This is a genomic window from Rhizobium sp. Rhizsp82 (genome assembly GCF_047325115.1).
GTDB lineage: Bacteria > Pseudomonadota > Alphaproteobacteria > Rhizobiales > Rhizobiaceae > Rhizobium.
In genome coordinates, this window is record NZ_CP168571.1 from 1,176,073 (window position 1) to 1,191,352 (window position 15,280).

Annotated in this window: 18 protein-coding genes; 9 read left to right on the forward strand and 9 right to left on the reverse strand. The window is 62.9% G+C overall.

Features of this window, described 5'->3' with window-relative positions; all coding sequences use genetic code 11:
• Positions 1 to 4: 4 nt before the first annotated feature.
• From ccoP to ccoN, 4 genes are read right to left on the reverse strand one after another with little or no spacing between them, the layout of a single operon-like run.
• Entirely contained in the window at positions 5 to 868 is an 864-nt protein-coding gene (gene ccoP / locus ACEN84_RS29625; protein WP_112712151.1) for a cytochrome-c oxidase, cbb3-type subunit III, read from the reverse strand.
• A 1-nt stretch (position 869) separates the two neighbouring features.
• Positions 870 to 1,022 (reverse strand): cbb3-type cytochrome c oxidase subunit 3, encoded by a 153-nt coding sequence (locus ACEN84_RS29630; protein WP_112712153.1) that lies wholly within the window; start codon positions 1,020 to 1,022, stop codon positions 870 to 872.
• Positions 1,023 to 1,031: 9 nt separating this feature from the next.
• Positions 1,032 to 1,766: a cytochrome-c oxidase, cbb3-type subunit II gene (gene ccoO / locus ACEN84_RS29635; protein ID WP_130283685.1), complete on the reverse strand. Its 735-nt coding sequence runs from the start codon at positions 1,764 to 1,766 to the stop codon at positions 1,032 to 1,034.
• An 8-nt stretch (positions 1,767 to 1,774) separates the two neighbouring features.
• Positions 1,775 to 3,397: a cytochrome-c oxidase, cbb3-type subunit I gene (gene ccoN, locus ACEN84_RS29640; protein WP_413711555.1), complete on the reverse strand. Its 1,623-nt coding sequence runs from the start codon at positions 3,395 to 3,397 to the stop codon at positions 1,775 to 1,777.
• A 240-nt stretch (positions 3,398 to 3,637) separates the two neighbouring features.
• Here ccoN and ACEN84_RS29645 point away from each other — a divergent pair, with 240 nt between their 5' ends.
• The 3 genes from ACEN84_RS29645 (at position 3,638) to ACEN84_RS29655 (ending at position 6,859) form a co-directional block, all read left to right on the forward strand.
• The gene (locus tag ACEN84_RS29645; RefSeq protein ID WP_413711556.1) at positions 3,638 to 4,369 is read left to right on the forward strand and encodes a Crp/Fnr family transcriptional regulator; all 732 of its coding nucleotides are present in this window, start codon (positions 3,638 to 3,640) and stop codon (positions 4,367 to 4,369) included.
• Positions 4,370 to 4,385: 16 nt separating this feature from the next.
• Positions 4,386 to 6,311, forward strand: a complete 1,926-nt coding sequence (locus ACEN84_RS29650; RefSeq protein ID WP_203431022.1) for a PAS domain-containing sensor histidine kinase — start codon at positions 4,386 to 4,388, stop codon at positions 6,309 to 6,311.
• A gap of 104 nt (positions 6,312 to 6,415) precedes the next feature.
• Positions 6,416 to 6,859 carry a pseudoazurin gene (locus ACEN84_RS29655; protein WP_413711557.1) on the forward strand — a complete coding sequence of 148 codons (444 nt, stop codon included), beginning with the start codon at positions 6,416 to 6,418 and terminating at the stop codon, positions 6,857 to 6,859.
• Positions 6,860 to 7,280: 421 nt separating this feature from the next.
• Here ACEN84_RS29655 and ACEN84_RS29660 read toward each other — a convergent pair whose 3' ends face one another.
• Entirely contained in the window at positions 7,281 to 9,080 is a 1,800-nt protein-coding gene (locus tag ACEN84_RS29660) for an IlvD/Edd family dehydratase (protein ID WP_413711558.1), read from the reverse strand.
• Positions 9,081 to 9,186: 106 nt separating this feature from the next.
• On the opposite strand from ACEN84_RS29660, the gene ACEN84_RS29665 reads away from it, so the two are divergent.
• On the forward strand, positions 9,187 to 10,113 hold the full coding sequence (locus ACEN84_RS29665; protein ID WP_413711559.1) for a LysR family transcriptional regulator: 927 nt from the start codon (positions 9,187 to 9,189) through the stop codon (positions 10,111 to 10,113).
• Between the two features lie 26 nt (positions 10,114 to 10,139).
• On the opposite strand, the gene ACEN84_RS29670 is transcribed toward ACEN84_RS29665, so the two are convergent.
• Positions 10,140 to 10,394, reverse strand: coding sequence for a BON domain-containing protein (locus ACEN84_RS29670; protein ID WP_413711560.1), 255 nt, complete (start codon positions 10,392 to 10,394; stop codon positions 10,140 to 10,142).
• A 142-nt stretch (positions 10,395 to 10,536) separates the two neighbouring features.
• On the opposite strand from ACEN84_RS29670, the gene ACEN84_RS29675 reads away from it, so the two are divergent.
• On the forward strand, positions 10,537 to 11,028 hold the full coding sequence (locus tag ACEN84_RS29675) for a cytochrome b (protein WP_413711561.1): 492 nt from the start codon (positions 10,537 to 10,539) through the stop codon (positions 11,026 to 11,028).
• Between the two features lie 6 nt (positions 11,029 to 11,034).
• Here the strand turns inward: ACEN84_RS29675 and ACEN84_RS29680 are convergent, their stop codons facing one another.
• Together ACEN84_RS29680 and ACEN84_RS29685 are read right to left on the reverse strand one after the other, a co-directional pair.
• Positions 11,035 to 11,529, reverse strand: coding sequence for a hypothetical protein (locus ACEN84_RS29680; RefSeq protein ID WP_413711562.1), 495 nt, complete (start codon positions 11,527 to 11,529; stop codon positions 11,035 to 11,037).
• Positions 11,530 to 11,642: 113 nt separating this feature from the next.
• The gene (locus ACEN84_RS29685; protein WP_413712517.1) at positions 11,643 to 12,146 is read right to left on the reverse strand and encodes an NUDIX hydrolase; all 504 of its coding nucleotides are present in this window, start codon (positions 12,144 to 12,146) and stop codon (positions 11,643 to 11,645) included.
• Between the two features lie 235 nt (positions 12,147 to 12,381).
• On the opposite strand from ACEN84_RS29685, the gene ACEN84_RS29690 reads away from it, so the two are divergent.
• Both ACEN84_RS29690 and ACEN84_RS29695 read left to right on the forward strand, forming a co-directional pair.
• Complete coding sequence (locus tag ACEN84_RS29690) at positions 12,382 to 12,555, forward strand: hypothetical protein (RefSeq protein ID WP_413711563.1); 174 nt, start codon at positions 12,382 to 12,384, stop codon at positions 12,553 to 12,555.
• Positions 12,555 to 12,794: a hypothetical protein gene (locus ACEN84_RS29695; protein ID WP_413711564.1), complete on the forward strand. Its 240-nt coding sequence runs from the start codon at positions 12,555 to 12,557 to the stop codon at positions 12,792 to 12,794. The genes ACEN84_RS29690 and ACEN84_RS29695 overlap by 1 nt, the downstream gene beginning before the upstream one ends.
• Here ACEN84_RS29695 and hemN read toward each other — a convergent pair whose 3' ends face one another.
• Positions 12,795 to 14,147: an oxygen-independent coproporphyrinogen III oxidase gene (hemN, locus tag ACEN84_RS29700; RefSeq protein ID WP_413711565.1), complete on the reverse strand. Its 1,353-nt coding sequence runs from the start codon at positions 14,145 to 14,147 to the stop codon at positions 12,795 to 12,797.
• 184 nt (positions 14,148 to 14,331) lie between these two features.
• Between hemN and ACEN84_RS29705 the strand changes: the two genes are divergently transcribed.
• Positions 14,332 to 14,676, forward strand: a complete 345-nt coding sequence (locus tag ACEN84_RS29705) for a hypothetical protein (RefSeq protein WP_199625361.1) — start codon at positions 14,332 to 14,334, stop codon at positions 14,674 to 14,676.
• Between the two features lie 42 nt (positions 14,677 to 14,718).
• A complete protein-coding gene (locus ACEN84_RS29710) occupies positions 14,719 to 15,279 on the forward strand; it encodes a threonine transporter RhtB (RefSeq protein ID WP_413711566.1) in 561 nt (186 codons plus the stop codon).
• The last annotated feature ends 1 nt before the right edge of the window (position 15,280 follow it).

The following is a 15,280-nucleotide window of genomic DNA, read 5'->3' on the forward strand; positions in this document are numbered from 1 at the left end:
TCTCCTACTGACCGCCGCCGAGTGCGTGAACGAAGACCGTCAGTTCCTTGACCGTGGTATCGCCGAGGCGCGCCGACCATGCCGGCATGACGCCGTGCTTCGGTGCGGTGACCTGGCGGATGATCGCCTCCTCGCCACGGCCCTTCAGCCAGATCGCATCGGCGAGATCGGGTGCTCCCATCTCGGCCTTGCCCTTGGCATCTTCGCCATGGCAAGCGGCGCAATTGTCGAGGAAGATCTGCTTGCCGGCCTGAGCCAGCGCCGGATCCGAAGGCGTATTCGTCAGACCCCAGACATAGGCCGCAACCTCCTTCGTCTGGTCCTTGTTGAGGATATCGCCGAAGGCCGGCATTTCCGAAACATGCGTATCGGGATCTTCCTCGAAGCGGATCCCGTGGGCGATCGTCGTCTGGATCGATTGCAGATCACCGCCCCAGAGCCAGTCGTCGTCGTTCAGGTTCGGAAAACCCGGACCGCCGCTGGCGCCCGATCCGTGACAGGGGGCGCAATTGACCTTGAAGGCCGAGGCGCCGCCGGCGATCGCAAATTCGCGCAACGCCGGATCGGCATCGATCTCCTCGACGCTCTTTGCCGCGATCATCTCGTGGAACTTCGCCTGGCCGGCCTTGGCCTGATCGAGATCCTGCTGCAGCTCGGCGCGGCTGGAATAGCCGAAATAACCCTTCGTCGCCGAGGTGATCATCGGGATCGCCGGATAGACGACGACGTAGCCGATCGCCCAGAGGATCGTCACGTAGAAGGTCAAGACCCACCATCGCGGCATCGGATTGTTCAGTTCGCGGATGCCGTCCCATTCGTGTCCTGTGGTTTCGACGCCGCTGATTTCATCAATATGTTTTTCCGACATCTCAATCATCCTTCAGGGGAATGTCAGCGGCCTCCCTGGCCGTCTTTTTGCTGCCGGGGCGGAGCGTGTAGACGACGGCGCCAACGAAGAACGCCGCCATCGCCAGGAGCCCCCAACTGTCGGCGAAGTGCCGCATTGCCGTGTATGTTTCCATGGGATCACCTCACCGGTAGCCGGTCGCATCGTCGTAGGTCGAGAAATCGACCAGCGTACCGAGCATCTGCAGATAGGCGACGAGAGCGTCCATTTCGGAGAGCTTCTGCGGGTCGCCGTCGAAATCGCCGACCTTGGCCTTCGGATAGCGCTGCAGCAGCGCCGAGGTGTCGGCGTTCGGATCGGCCTGGGCCTTCATGTCAGCTTCGGCATTGGCGATCATGTCGTCGCTATAGGGAACGCCGACATCCTCGTTGGCCTTGAGGTCCATGCCGATATCCTTGACCGTCACCGGCTCCTCCTTGAGGAAGGCGTATTTCGGCATGATCGATTCCGGCACCACGGCTCTCGGGTCGGAGAGGTGCTGGACGTGCCACTCGTTCGAATAGCGGCCGCCGACGCGCGCCAGGTCCGGCCCGGTGCGCTTCGAGCCCCATTGGAACGGGTGGTCGTACATGGATTCCGCCGCCAGCGAGTAATGGCCATAGCGCTCCACCTCGTCGCGGAACGGCCGGATCATCTGGCTGTGGCAGAGATAGCAGCCCTCGCGGATATAGATGTTGCGCCCCGCAAGCTCGAGCGGCGTGTAGGGACGCATGCCCTCCACCTTCTCGATCGTATTCTGCAGGTAGAAGAGCGGCGCGATTTCCACGATGCCGCCGATCGAGACGACGAGCAGCGAGCCGACGAGAAGCAGGGTCGCGTTCTTTTCGAGGATCTTATGTTTGTCCAGTATCGATGCCATGTCTCACCTCACTCGGCAGGCTGTGCCTGGGGCACGTAAGCGGTCGGAATTGCGGCTTCGTCGCGCAGGCGTCCACGGATGGTCATGAAGACGTTCCAGGCCATCACCAGGCCACCGGCCAGGTAGAGCACGCCACCCAGCGTGCGCAGCACGTAGTAGGGGAACATCGCCGAGACGGTTTCTGCGAAGGAGTAAACGAGGAAGCCCTGCGAATTGTATTCGCGCCACATCAGACCCTGCTGGATGCCGGCGACCCACAGAACAGCGGCGTAGACGACGATGCCGAGCGTGGCGAGCCAGAAGTGCCAGTTGACCATTCTGAGGCTGTAGAGACGTTCGCGGCCCCAGAGCTTCGGCGTCAGGTAATAGATGGCACCGAAGGTGATCATGCCGACCCAGCCGAGCGCGCCCGAATGCACGTGGCCGATGGTCCATTCCGTATAGTGGCTGAGCGAATTGACCGTCTTGACCGACATCATCGGTCCCTCGAAGGTCGACATGCCGTAGAATGCGATGGCGACGATCATCATGCGGATGATCGGATCGGTGCGGATCTTGTCCCAGGCGCCCGAAAGCGTCATCAGGCCGTTGATCATGCCGCCCCACGAGGGCATCCAGAGCATGATCGAGAAGACCATGCCGAGCGTCTGCGCCCAGTCGGGCAGCGCCGTATAATGAAGGTGATGCGGACCGGCCCAGATATACATGAAGATCAGGGCCCAGAAGTGAATGATCGACAGGCGGTAGGAATAAACAGGGCGGTTGGCCTGCTTCGGAACGAAATAGTACATCATCCCCAGGAAGCCGGCCGTCAGGAAGAAACCGACGGCATTATGCCCGTACCACCACTGCGTCAGCGCATCCTGCACGCCCGAGAAGACCGAATAGCTCTTCGAACCCAGGAACGAGACCGGCACCGCCAGATTGTTGACGACATGCAGCATGGCGATGGTGACGATGAAGCCGAGATAGAACCAGTTGGCCACATAGATGTGCGGTTCCTTGCGCCTCAGGATCGTGCCCAGGAAGACGGCGAGATAGGCGACCCAGACGATCGTCAGCCAGACGTCGACATACCATTCCGGCTCCGCATATTCGCGCGCCTGGGTAATGCCGAGAACGTAGCCCGTCGCCGCCATGACGATGAAGAGCTGGTAACCCCAGAACACGAACCAGGCGAGACTACCGCCGAAGAGACGGGCATGGCAGGTGCGCTGCACGACATAGAAGGACGTCATGATCAGCGCATTGCCGCCGAAGGCGAAGACGACAGCCGAGGTGTGAACCGGGCGCAGCCGGCCGAAATTCAGGTAGGGCGCCAGATTGAGATCGGGACAGGCGAGCTGCGCGGCGATGATGACGCCGACGAGAAAGCCAACGACGCCCCAGAAAACGGTGGCGATCAGGCCGTAGCGGATGACCTCGTCGAAATAGCCTGAAGGCTCAACCTTGGGCGCCCGGCCCGCCGGCGAGAAATCGACGCGCCGCAGCAGGATGACGGTCCCGGCAAAGAGGCAGAGACACAGGATGCCCATATGGACGGCGAAGAGGTGGTCGTGGGCGAAGGCGGCTCCCAGCAAGGCCAGGAAGGCTGCGACCGCGACCAGCACGGTCTCGGTTGAATAGTTCATGATGTCGTCCCCAGTGCGCAGCCGGCCGCATCAGGGCCGACTCTCTCGTACTTTCAGGGAAGGACTGTCACGGCGACGTGAGCCGCTCCTTGATCTACGTCAATGAGCCCAGGCAGCGACGATCCGGCGGATCGGCTGTTACCAACTGTTACACAGTCTCACCATTTGAAACGCTGCGCTCATCGCTGTGTGACTGAGCGCCTTTCTATTGTCCCCATTGCAGAACGAGGGGACTTCGCAATGCTGATGCAGAACCAACAGGCCTTTGAGCATGCCGAGACGGCGACCAATGCAGCGAAGCTCGGACATTCGCTCGCTTTGCTCTTCGATCTTTCGCCGATCGAGACCGTGCCGGCGGGCAAGGCCCTCTGCTGGGAAGGCGATGCGGCAAAGCATCTCTTTCAGGTGGTCGAAGGTGTGGTCCGCCTGCAGCGCATCATCGGCGAAGGCCGCCGCGTCATCACCGCCTTCCACTTTGCCGGCGACCTGATCGGCGCCTTCCTGCAGGGCGATTTCCTGTTCACGGCGGAAGCCGTCACCGATTGCAAGATTCGCCGCGTCGCCCGCAAGACCTTCCAGGAGAATGTTGCGAAATGTGACGCGCTGCGCCCGGAATATATCGCGCTTCTCTGTCATGAGACGGCGGCCGCCCACGAGCAGATGGTGCTCCTGTCGAAGAAGAATGCCGAGGAGCGGCTCTGCAGCTTTATCGTCGAGCTGGCGCGCCGGCCGGGCGGCCAGCCGCGCCAGGGACTGCTGCGCGTGCCGATGAACCGCCAGGATATCGCCGACTATCTCGGCCTGACGATCGAGACCGTATCGCGCACCATCACCAAGCTTTCCTCGCGCGGTGTCATCGCCCCGGAAGGGCGCCACGACCTGCGGATCGTCAGCATGGGCAAGCTTGTTCAGCTTTCGGGTAATGCTGATGATTTTACGGACAAAAGCTGCCATAGGGTCAGTGTTCACTGATCGCGCAGGAGCGCCCATGCCTCACCGGCTCATTTCGCCCAGAACCGCATCGCCACAGGAGCTGGACGCGCTTGTGCATGTGCTCGATGGAGCCGATATCATCGTTCACCGGCTCGAGGGCACGATCACCCATTGGTCGATCGGCTGCGAGAACATGTATGGCTGGGCGCGCGAGGAAGCCGTCGGCGAGATGGTCGATGCGCTGCTCGCGACGCAATATCCCGAACCGGTCGAGACCATTCGCGCCCATCTGAAATCCCGCGGTTTCTGGCAGGGCGAGATCATCCACCGCCACAAGAGCGGCCACGACATTCACGTCGCGACGCGCTGCGTTCTCGTCAACCTCTCGGACGGCGACCCGGCCGTCATTCAGGCCAATAGCGACATCAGCGCGCTGAAGAAGGCCGAGGAGGCCGTGCGTTCGCGCGAGGCACATCTGAGCTCGATCCTCGACACCGTGCCCGATGCTATGGTCGTCATCGACCAGAAGGGCAGCGTGCTCTCCTTCAGCAAGGCGGCCGAGCAGCTGTTCGGGATGACCTCCGACAAGATCTGCGGCAGAAATGTCAGCGATCTCATGCCCTCTCCCTATCGCAGCGCCCATGACGGCTATATCGGCCGCTATCTGGAAACCGGCGAAAAACGCATCATCGGCTACGGCCGTGTCGTCACCGGCCAGCGCGCCGACGGCTCGCAATTTCCGATGGAGCTGCATGTCGGCGAAGCCACAGCCAATGGCGAGCGCATCTTCACCGGTTTCGTGCGTGATCTGACGAGCCGCTTCCGCATCGAGGAGGACCTGCGCCAGGCCCAGAAGATGGAAGCCGTGGGCCAGCTCACCGGCGGCCTCGCCCATGATTTCAACAATCTCCTGACCGTTATCAGCGGCAATCTCGAAATGATCGAGGACAAGCTGCAGCCGGGTCCGCTGCGCGACATGCTGCGCGAGGCCCAGGATGCGGCGACTGATGGCGCCAAGCTCACCGGCCAGCTGCTCGCCTTCGGCCGGCGCCAGCCGCTGAACCCGAAACATGCCGATCTCGGCCAGCTGCTCTCCGGCTTTTCGGATCTGCTGCGCCGCACGCTCGGCGAGGACATCAAGCTCTCGACCGTGCTCTCGGGCTCGGATTTCAATGTGCTGGTCGATAGTTCACAGCTGCAGAATGCGGTCCTCAACATCGCGCTCAATGCCCGCGACGCCATGCCGAAGGGCGGCAGCCTGACGACCGAGATCTCGCGCGTGCATCTCGATGCCGATTACGCCAAGATGTTTCCCGAGGTCCGAAGCGGCAATTTCGTGCTGATCACGATGACCGATACCGGGTCGGGCATGACCGACGAGGTGAAGAAGCGAGCGATCGAACCGTTCTTCACCACCAAGGAAGTTGGCTCCGGGACCGGCCTCGGCCTCAGCATGGTTTATGGCTTCGTCAAGCAATCGGGCGGCCACCTGCAGATCTACAGCGAGGCAGACCGCGGCACGACGATCCGCATCTATCTCCCGGCGCTCACCGGCCCGAAGCCGAGCGCTCTGGAGCAGGAAGGCGCGGCCAGCGAAAGCCCGCTTCCCGGCGGCGACGAGCAGATCCTCGTCGTCGAGGACGATATCCGCGTCCGCCGCGTCGCCGTCGCGCGACTGGCCACCATGGGATACCGCGTGCTTGAAGCCGACAACGGCAGGCAGGCTCTGGAAATCCTGAGGGAAAGCCCGGAAGTCGCCCTGCTCTTCACCGACATCGTCATGCCGGGCGGCATGACCGGCGACGAAGTGGCGCGTGAGGCGCGGGAACTGCGCCCCGATATCGCGGTACTATTCACGTCGGGCTATTCCGAACCGGCGCTTGCCGCCAACGACACGATTTCCGGTGCCCGGTGGCTGCGCAAGCCCTACACGGCGCGCGAACTCGCGGCCCAGATTCGTGAGCTGCTCGACGCCGATTAAACGGCGCGCGATCCCTCCAGTTTGACCGGCATCAAAGAGCATCGCCCTCCCTCGTCCTAGAACTGTTTCCGCGGCCGGATGGCCGCGCAAACAGGAGACGTCAGATGAATTTGAAATACGGTCTGATCGCGGCAACATGCGCCATGCTCGCATCGGCTGCGCCGCTGATGGCGGCCGATCACCAGGTCCAGATGCTCAACAAGGGCACCGACGGCGCAATGGTCTTCGAGCCCGATTTCATCAAGATCGCGCCCGGCGACACCGTGACCTTCGTTCCGACCGACAAGAGCCACAACGTCGAGACCTTCAAGGGCCTGATCCCGGATGGCGCGGCGGAATTCAAGTCGAAGCCGAGCGAGCAGTTCCAGGTAAAGTTCGACATCCCCGGCGCCTATGTCGTCAAGTGCACGCCACACTTTGCGATGGGCATGGTGGCGCTGATTCAGGTCGGCGACAACCCGGCCAATCTCGACGCTATCAAGGCCGCCAAGGTTCCGAATCTCGCGCGCAAGCGTCTCGATGGCGAGCTGGCCAGACTGGCTCAGTAGCACTGACGATTTGAGGCAAGCCACATATTGGCGTGACCAATGCCGACACGTCCGCCAGCCGCACAAACCCCCGCAATTATCCACCGCTGGATCCATGTCACGCCGATGTCACGCGACGGCTGCGAGGCGTTGTGGTTAGCTTCTTTTCGAGGGGCTGGGGGCCGCTCATTTCAAGGGCTTCGCCGGTGTTCCAGTAGCGAAGTCCCTGTTCAAGAGACCCGCCGGATACGGCGGGTCTTTCAGCATATGGAGGGGCCAGACGTGACCAAGCTGCACATTTCGTTCGGCATAGCTTTCCTCGTGGCGCTGACATCGATGATCATCTCGCTGACAAGCGCGCCTTTGCCGTTCTAAGCACCACCGAAAACGAAAATGGCACGGATTTCTCCGTGCCATCCAGATCTGCGAAAAAAGTTCCCGCTCAGTGATTGTCGCGCGGCACACCCTTGGTCTGGGCGATGCGCTGGTACTTGACCGCGGGTTCGAGAACCGCGCCAGTTTCCAGCTGGCCGACGACGGAGCGCTGGATTTCCTGCCACGGCGTCTGATGATCCGGATAGCGGTAGCCGCCATCCGCCTTCAGCGCGGCGTGGCGCTCGGCCAGTTCGCTCTCGGAAATCAGGATATCGGCGCGTCCGCGGCCGACGTCGATTCGCACCTTGTCGCCGGTCTTCAGAACTGCGAGACCGCCGCCTGCGGCGGCTTCCGGCGAAGCGTTGAGGATCGACGGGCTGCCCGATGTGCCGGACTGGCGACCATCACCGATGCAGGGCAGCGACGAGACGCCCTGCTTCAGCAGATAATCCGGCGCGCGCATGTTGACGACCTCGGCCGCACCCGGATAGCCGATCGGACCGGCGCCGCGCATGAAGAGGATCGTGTGCGCATCGATCGAAAGCGACGGATCGTCGATGCGCTTGTGGTAATCCTCCGGACCATCGAAAACCACGGCGCGGCCTTCGAAGGCTTCCGGATCGCTCGGGTTCGAGAGATAGCGGTCGCGGAACTCCGGCGAGATGACGCTGGTCTTCATGATCGCCGAGGAGAACAGGTTGCCGCGCAGCACGCGGAAACCGGCGCGCGGCTTCAGCGGTGCGTCGAAGCGACGGATGACCTTCTCGTCCTGGATCGACTGCCCGCGACAGTTCTCGCCGATCGACTTGCCGTTGACCGTCAGCGCCTCTTCCTGGATCAGGCCCTGCCCCATGAGCTCGTTGACCACGGCAGGCACGCCGCCGGCGTGATAATAGTCTTCGCCGAGATATTCGCCGGCCGGCTGCAGGTTGACGAGCAGCGGGACTTCTTCGCCATAGGTCTGCCAGTCATCGACGGTCAGCTCGACGCCGATGTGACGTGCCAGGGCGTTGAGATGGATCGGCGCATTGGTCGAGCCGCCGATTGCCGAGTTGACGCGGATGGCGTTGATGAAGGCATCCTTGGTGAGGATATCCGACGGCTTCAGGTCTTCTCGGACCATGTCGACGATGCGCAGGCCAGTGCGATAGGAAATTTCCTGGCGGTCGCGATAAGGCGCCGGAATGGCGGCCGAACCCGGCAGCTGCATGCCGAGCGCCTCGGCAAGCGAGTTCATTGTCGTCGCCGTGCCCATCGTGTTGCAATAGCCGGTGGAGGGCGCCGAGGAGGCGACCAACTTGACGAAGCCCTGATAGTCGATCTCGCCCTTGGCGAGCAGCTCGCGGGCCTTCCAGACGATGGTGCCGGAGCCGGTGCGTTCGCCGCGGAACCAGCCGTTCAGCATCGGGCCGACGGAGAGCGCGATGGCCGGAATGTTGACGGTGGCCGCCGCCATCAGACAGGCCGGCGTGGTCTTGTCGCAGCCGATCGTCAGCACCACGCCATCGAGCGGATAGCCGTAGAGCACTTCGACGAGGCCGAGATAGGCAAGGTTGCGGTCGAGGCCGGCCGTCGGGCGCTTGCCGGTTTCCTGGATCGGATGAACCGGGAATTCGATGGCGATGCCACCGGCTTCGCGGATGCCCTCGCGGAGGCGATTGGCGAGCTCGAGATGGTGGCGGTTGCAGGGGGAGAGGTCCGATCCCGTCTGGGCAATGCCGATGATCGGCTTGTCCGACTGCAGCTCTTCCTGGCTGAGGCCGAAATTCATGTAGCGTTCGAGATAGAGCGCCGTCATGTCGGCATTGTCAGGATTGTCGAACCAGGCGCGGGAACGAAGGCGGGGCTTGCTGTCTTGTTGGGTCATCGCACTATCCACGTTGTTTATTGACATGCAAATATCCTAAGGCAGAGAGATTGTATAATGCCGTTCTCCTATTCTGACTTAGGAAAAGCGAATATCAGAGGCCATGATGACACGTCTCGATGCCTTCAAACTAAAGCATTTGCGCATGCTCGTCGCGCTCGAAGAGCACGGCAAGGTGGGCACTGTCGCGGCGATGTTCGGTCTGTCGCAGCCATCATTGTCGCGCACGCTGTTCGAGCTCGAATCGCTTGCCGGATACCGGCTGTTCGACCGGCACAATCGTGGCACGACGCTGACCGCCGAGGGCAAGGTGCTGGCGCGCTATGCCCGGACGCTGCTGTCGGAAGCGGCGCGCGCCGAATACGACATGAAGGTCATCGCTTCGGGCAAGCGCGGCAGCGTCAGCATCGGCACGGTGATGACCCCGGCCTCGGATGTCATCGTCCCGGCGCTGAACGATGCGCAAGCGGAGTATCAGGATCTCGACATCAACATCTCGCATGGCAGCAGCGATGCCCTACTGGCGCAGCTCAATGCCGGCAGCCTCGACTTCGCGATCTGCCGCCTGCCCGAAAACGCCAACCGGGCGATGTTCGATTATGAGCCGATCGGCGAGGAAACCTTTCGGATCGTCGTGGCGGCGAACCATCCGCTGGCGAAGAAATCGGCGGTCGAGGAAACAGATCTCGAAGGCCTCGACTGGGTGCTGCAGCCCGAGGGCTCCTATCTGAGGGACGTGATCGACGACTACCACCGCACGCATGTCATCGTGCCCCGCAGCGTGATTTCCACCTCATCGGTGCTGATGACCATCCTGCTCGTCAGAAGCGGCAGCCGGGTCGGCATGTTCGCGACGACGGTGGCGGAAATGCTCGATCAGCATCATCTGCTGAAGGCGCTGCCGCTGAACGCCCGGATCGACATACCGGGTTTCGGTCTGGTGCAGCTGAAGGGCAAGGAGTTGTCGCCTCAGGCCAAAGGTGTGCTGGAGGCATTGCGGCAGAAGGCGAGTGAGCGGAAGACGTGGGTTTGAGAGGGAATGTCTTCGCCCGGAGCCCCCTAGAAAAACCGACCCAAAGTACGCGCCGTCGAGATATCGTTGACCACCCGGCGAACGCCGCGCACGCTGGCCGCAGTCGCACCCGCCGCCTCCCGCGTGCCGGAGCTGCCCAACCGGCCCTTGAGCGTGACGACGCCGCTCGCGACCGTCGCCCTCACTGCCTCGTGGCTCAGGCCGAGTTCCAGCTGCAGTCGGTTGCGGACGGCGACCGAGAGGGCGTCGTCACCGATCGGGATGATTTCATTGACGAACATCGCAGCAGCCTCCGGTTCTCACTGACGGCATCCTCCCCCCGGCGCCCGCCGCCTGCCTTGACCTAGATCAACCGGTGCGCGGCATTCACGTTCGTGTCAGCTTCGTCAGGCACGGAGGAGAGCCAACAGCCGGGAGCCGTTCATGCCGAAGACAAGCTATTCCCTCACCCAGCGCGTGCTTCATTGGAGCATGGCGCTGCTGATCTTCTTCAATCTGCTGTTCCCTGACGGCATGAACCGCTGGCACCATTTGCATAGGAGCGGCCAGCCGATCTCGCCCGACGATATCGCCGGCGCCAATATCCACGCCTTTATCGGCATCCTGATCCTGGTGCTCGCAGCACTTCGCCTGATCGTGCGGGCGCTCTCCGGCGCCCCGGCGGAAGCCGAGGGGTCACCGGCCGTGCTGCATCTCCTGGCCCGGGCAACCCATGCCGCGCTCTATCTGCTGCTCTTCGCCATGCCGCTGTCCGGCATTGCCGCCTATTACTTCGGGATCGACAGCCTCGGCTCGCTGCATGGCGGCCCGGTCAAGATGCTGCTCTGGGTGCTGATCACGCTGCATGTGCTCGGCGCCTTCGCCCAGCACTTTTATTGGCGGACGAACGCGCTGCGCCGCATGACGATCGGCTGAAACAGGTCAGACGCCGTCGGCCTCGAGTTCCCGGTGCCGGACCGGCCGTTGCTCCGCCTTCGCCGCAGCCATACGGATATCGCAGAGCATCTGCCGTTCGAGCTTGATCTGCCTGCGCATCGGCCCGGAAAACAGCCGCAGCGCCTGCCCTACGGCACCGGGTGAAAGCTGGCTGCGTCCCGCCGCAAGTCCCGTCAACGCCGCGATCGCCTGCTGTGCCGCATCGAGCTCGGCCGCGCGGCAGGCGGCGCGCAATTCCCGGAGGTTTGCGATTTCGGCTGCCTTGGCGATCAAGGGCAGCGCGGAGCAGATCAGCCGCTCTTCCAGCCGATGGGTTTCTGCCAGCAGCGGCCCGAGTTCGCGGGCCATCGTCGCGCAGAGCGCATTGTCCACATGGCACGGCAGGAAATCGGCGATCGCCTCCAGAAAATCGCACCAGGAGAGGAGTTTCGTATGGCACGCCTCCAGTTCCGCAAGCCCGCCCGGCATCACATCAGTCATCGCTACCCCCGTTCAGAACGGCCGGGCAATGCCGCGGCCTGCCCTCGGCGATAGACGCAGATGCGAGACCTTTCCTTGAGAGAGATCAACAAGCAAGGATTTGTTGGGCGGGATTACTTCCCCTTGAAGTCGACGAGCAGCGACTTGAGCTCGATCTCGCGCACGCGGCGCGCGGCCTCTTCGGGCTCGACCCAGGCAAGCACGCGCTGGCCACGCTCCTTGAAATCATCGACCTGTTCGAGAACCTCGACCGGATAGATATCGACGATGCAGGGGGCGACGTCGCCGTTGTCGAGCCATTTCAGATAGGTGTAGCGGCCGATCGGTTTCTTGCCGACAGTGCCGCGAACGCCCGCCTCTTCCCAGGCTTCCGTGGCGGCGGCCTCGTAGGGCTTCTTTTTCTTCATCGGCCAGCCCTTGGGGATAACCCAGCGGCCGCTGGCGCGCGAAGTCAGGATCAGGACTTCGATACCGTTAGCCCCGCGACGGAAACAGAGCGCGCCATATTGCTGCTTGAAGGCGCCGGTAAACAGCTTGTCGGGCTTGGCGGCCAACTGCTGCAGCAGCGTCTTCGGCCTTTCCGGTGGCGGCTTGCGCTCTTTCTTCTTGGGCACCATCAGCAGCGGCTGGTTCAGCCATTCGCCGCGATGCGCATATGAAGAGATAAAGTTCATGCCTGCTCCGCCGGAACGACTCAGCCGCCCGCTTCTCCGCCGCCTATGCGGCACCGGGACAAATTGCAGCCCAAGAGCAAAAGGGCAAGTGCGACCTGCAGACACTATGAGATTTTGATACCGGAGCCTCCCACCATGAATGGAATGCTTACGTGCTTGGGTCCATCTCTGGCGCAGCATGTCCGGCGGCGCCGAACGGCCCGCCCTTCACCCGATCACAAAACTGAAAATGGAAATGACGATGCGCCTGCAACGGCGGCCGTTCACGGTCGAGATCAAGAAGAAGCGCCCGCTTGCAAAGCCGGCACCCGCCCTGCCGGTATCGAACATCAAGCAGGGGAAGCCAGCGTAATGGTCAGCCGCAGCCTACCGCACGAATATTTCGTTCTGACGCCTACGCAGAAGACCGGCCCCGTGATCGGCCATCTCGATGGCCGGCCGATCGCTGCGGCGGTCATCGACAGGGATGGCGGGCGCTACCGTTTCGTCGGCATTGCCGCCCGCGATCGCCGCGGCCGGCTCGACGTGACGGCCTTGAAGCCGGGCGAATGGATCGTCGCCCCTGATCTCGTCTATGCCGAAGCGGCCTAGCTACGCCGCCTTGCTATGCGTGCGGCCGGGCGCGCCGAAATAGGCATCGAAGGCGGATGCCAAGGCGCGGACCATGAAGCGGGCGTCGCTGGAAACGGAGAGGCGCCCGTCCGACAAGATCGCGACGCCATCGCAGAGCAATTGCTCCAGCCGCTCGTTGCGCTCGGTCAGAAAGGCGCGGTCGTATCCGGCTGTTTCGCAGAGACCGGCGATATCGACCTGGAAATCGCACATCAGCCGCTCGATCACCTTCGCGCGCAGCTTGTCTTCATCGCTCAGCCGATAACCCTTGGCGGTCGGCAGGATGCCGGAAGCGATGCGCTCGCCATAGCGGCCAAGCGGCACCTCGTTCTGAACATAGCCGCCGGGAAGCCGCCCGATCGATGAGGCGCCGAGACCGATCAAGGTCTCGCAGTCGTCGGTCGTATAACCCTGAAAATTGCGGCGCAACGTTCCCGATGCAGCAGCGACGGCCAATTGGTCGTGCGGCAGGGCGAAGTGATCGAGGCCGATCTGGACATAGCCGGCCTCAACCAGCGCCTCGGCGATCGCTTCCGCCTGGGCGTTGCGCTGCGGCGCATCCGGCAGCACCGCCTCGTCGATCAGCCGCTGATGCTTCTTGAACGACGGCACATGCGCATAGCCGAATACCGCGAGGCGCTCGGGGCGGAGTTCGACAGCCATCTTCACCGTCTCAAGACAGGAAGCGACCGTCTGATGCGGCAGGCCGTAGATCAGGTCGAAATTGATGCTCTCGGTCCCGTTTGCACGCAGGCCCTCGACTGCCGCCCTGGTCTGCTCGAAGGCCTGGACGCGGTTGATCGCGTGCTGGACCGCCGGATCGAAGCTTTGGACGCCGAGGCTGGCGCGGTCGACGCCGTTTTCACCGAGCGCGGCGACCATTTCCGCGGTGAGCGTCCGCGGATCGATCTCGATGGCGACGCTGCTTCCCGCCTCGAAGCGGAAGGCGCTGCGCAGCTTCTTGATCAACGCCGCGAAGGCATCCGGACGGATGATCGTCGGTGTGCCGCCACCGAAATGAACGTTCTTGACCCCAAGCCCGTTACCGGCCGCCTCCGACACCAGCTCGATCTCCTCGGCGAGGAGGTCGAGATAGTCAGCCACCGGGGCGTCCTGGCGGGTCACCGACGTATGGCAACCGCAATACCAGCACATCGCCCGGCAGAACGGGATGTGCAGGTAAAGCGACACGGGATCCGATGGGCTGAGCGCCGCCAGTCCCGCCGCGTAATCCTCTGGTTCGACAGCGGCTGAAAAGGCGGGCGCGGTCGGGTAGCTGGTGTAGCGCGGCAGGCGGGCTTCGCCATATTTGGCGACAAGGGCGTTGGACATCGTGGCTTCCTTCACAAGCAATCCCGCCCTTATGGCGCCCCGGCGAACGCACCTCCTTGTTCTAGATCAATGAACCGGCCGCCATACCGAGCGCCCTGCGACTTTGATGCAGATCAAAGCGCGTGGCGGCCCGCGCGATAGCATTGCCGCGTTGCGGACCGGTGCGCGAAGGAGAGACCGTTCAATGCGATACGCCATCATCGCCGCCCGGTTCGAGGAGCGGGCAAAGTCCGGACGCATCGAGATCCACGACGGCGCGCAGGCACGAACGGTTATCGTCACCCGCCGCGCGCTTCTCAGCATCGCCTCGCCGCCGCGGGCGAACGAGGCCCGATTGCTCCAGAACCTCGATGTCTTCTGCGAGATCGCCTTGAGCCCTGAAATAGCGCCCGACCAGAAGGGCGAGGTCACCATCACCGCCAAGCACGTCAGGACATGGCGGGGCACCCCGGTTGACGAGCCCGTCTGGAGCTGGCGCGAAAGCCAGCCACCCTCAGCGGATCGAAGCGCTTTCCCGCAATCTCTATAAAGACGCTGGCGCAGGCGGCGCGCCTGAAGGATATTGCCGAAGATGACCTTGCTGACCTTCTCTCTCGGCGTTCTCGCGCTGCTGATCATGCCCGGCCCGACCAACGCGGTCCTCGCCATGGCGTCGGCAGGCATCACGGCTACCCGGTTGCTGTCGCTGCTTGGGGCGGTGCTCGCGGCCTATCTGATCGTCATCATTCCGGTCTCGGGGATTGCCGGACCCTACCTGCAGGCGCATCCCGGCGTCGCCCAGAGCGTTCGCATCGTCTCGGCGATCTGGGTGCTGTCACTGGCGCTGAAACTTTGGAAAGCCGATCCCGACGCCGGCGCCACCACCGTCGGGCCGCGGCATCTCTTCGTCACGACGCTCCTGAACCCCAAGGCGATCATCATCGGCCTGACGATGGTGCCCGCCGTTCAGGCGCCGCTTACGCTCGCGATCTTGAGCTTTGCCGCCTGTGTCACATTCACATCGACAATCTGGATCGGGCTCGGGCGGCTGATTGCCGGAAACGGCAGCGGTATGCCCCTCTTGGCGCAGCGTTGCGGCTCCGCCGTCCTGATGGCCTTTTCGATCACGCTTGCGGTCAGCGCCGTCGCCTGAC

Coding starts and splice junctions, on each gene's coding strand:
- ccoP (WP_112712151.1), bottom strand. CDS start 868: ATGTCGGAAAAACATATTGATGAAATCAGCGGCGTCGAAACCACAGGA.
- ACEN84_RS29630 (WP_112712153.1), bottom strand. CDS start 1,022: ATGGAAACATACACGGCAATGCGGCACTTCGCCGACAGTTGGGGGCTC.
- ccoO (WP_130283685.1), bottom strand. CDS start 1,766: ATGGCATCGATACTGGACAAACATAAGATCCTCGAAAAGAACGCGACC.
- ccoN (WP_413711555.1), bottom strand. CDS start 3,397: ATGAACTATTCAACCGAGACCGTGCTGGTCGCGGTCGCAGCCTTCCTG.
- ACEN84_RS29645 (WP_413711556.1), top strand. CDS start 3,638: ATGCTGATGCAGAACCAACAGGCCTTTGAGCATGCCGAGACGGCGACC.
- ACEN84_RS29650 (WP_203431022.1), top strand. CDS start 4,386: ATGCCTCACCGGCTCATTTCGCCCAGAACCGCATCGCCACAGGAGCTG.
- ACEN84_RS29655 (WP_413711557.1), top strand. CDS start 6,416: ATGAATTTGAAATACGGTCTGATCGCGGCAACATGCGCCATGCTCGCA.
- ACEN84_RS29660 (WP_413711558.1), bottom strand. CDS start 9,080: ATGACCCAACAAGACAGCAAGCCCCGCCTTCGTTCCCGCGCCTGGTTC.
- ACEN84_RS29665 (WP_413711559.1), top strand. CDS start 9,187: ATGACACGTCTCGATGCCTTCAAACTAAAGCATTTGCGCATGCTCGTC.
- ACEN84_RS29670 (WP_413711560.1), bottom strand. CDS start 10,394: ATGTTCGTCAATGAAATCATCCCGATCGGTGACGACGCCCTCTCGGTC.
- ACEN84_RS29675 (WP_413711561.1), top strand. CDS start 10,537: ATGCCGAAGACAAGCTATTCCCTCACCCAGCGCGTGCTTCATTGGAGC.
- ACEN84_RS29680 (WP_413711562.1), bottom strand. CDS start 11,529: ATGACTGATGTGATGCCGGGCGGGCTTGCGGAACTGGAGGCGTGCCAT.
- ACEN84_RS29685 (WP_413712517.1), bottom strand. CDS start 12,146: ATGGTGCCCAAGAAGAAAGAGCGCAAGCCGCCACCGGAAAGGCCGAAG.
- ACEN84_RS29690 (WP_413711563.1), top strand. CDS start 12,382: ATGTCCGGCGGCGCCGAACGGCCCGCCCTTCACCCGATCACAAAACTG.
- ACEN84_RS29695 (WP_413711564.1), top strand. CDS start 12,555: ATGGTCAGCCGCAGCCTACCGCACGAATATTTCGTTCTGACGCCTACG.
- hemN (WP_413711565.1), bottom strand. CDS start 14,147: ATGTCCAACGCCCTTGTCGCCAAATATGGCGAAGCCCGCCTGCCGCGC.
- ACEN84_RS29705 (WP_199625361.1), top strand. CDS start 14,332: ATGCGATACGCCATCATCGCCGCCCGGTTCGAGGAGCGGGCAAAGTCC.
- ACEN84_RS29710 (WP_413711566.1), top strand. CDS start 14,719: ATGACCTTGCTGACCTTCTCTCTCGGCGTTCTCGCGCTGCTGATCATG.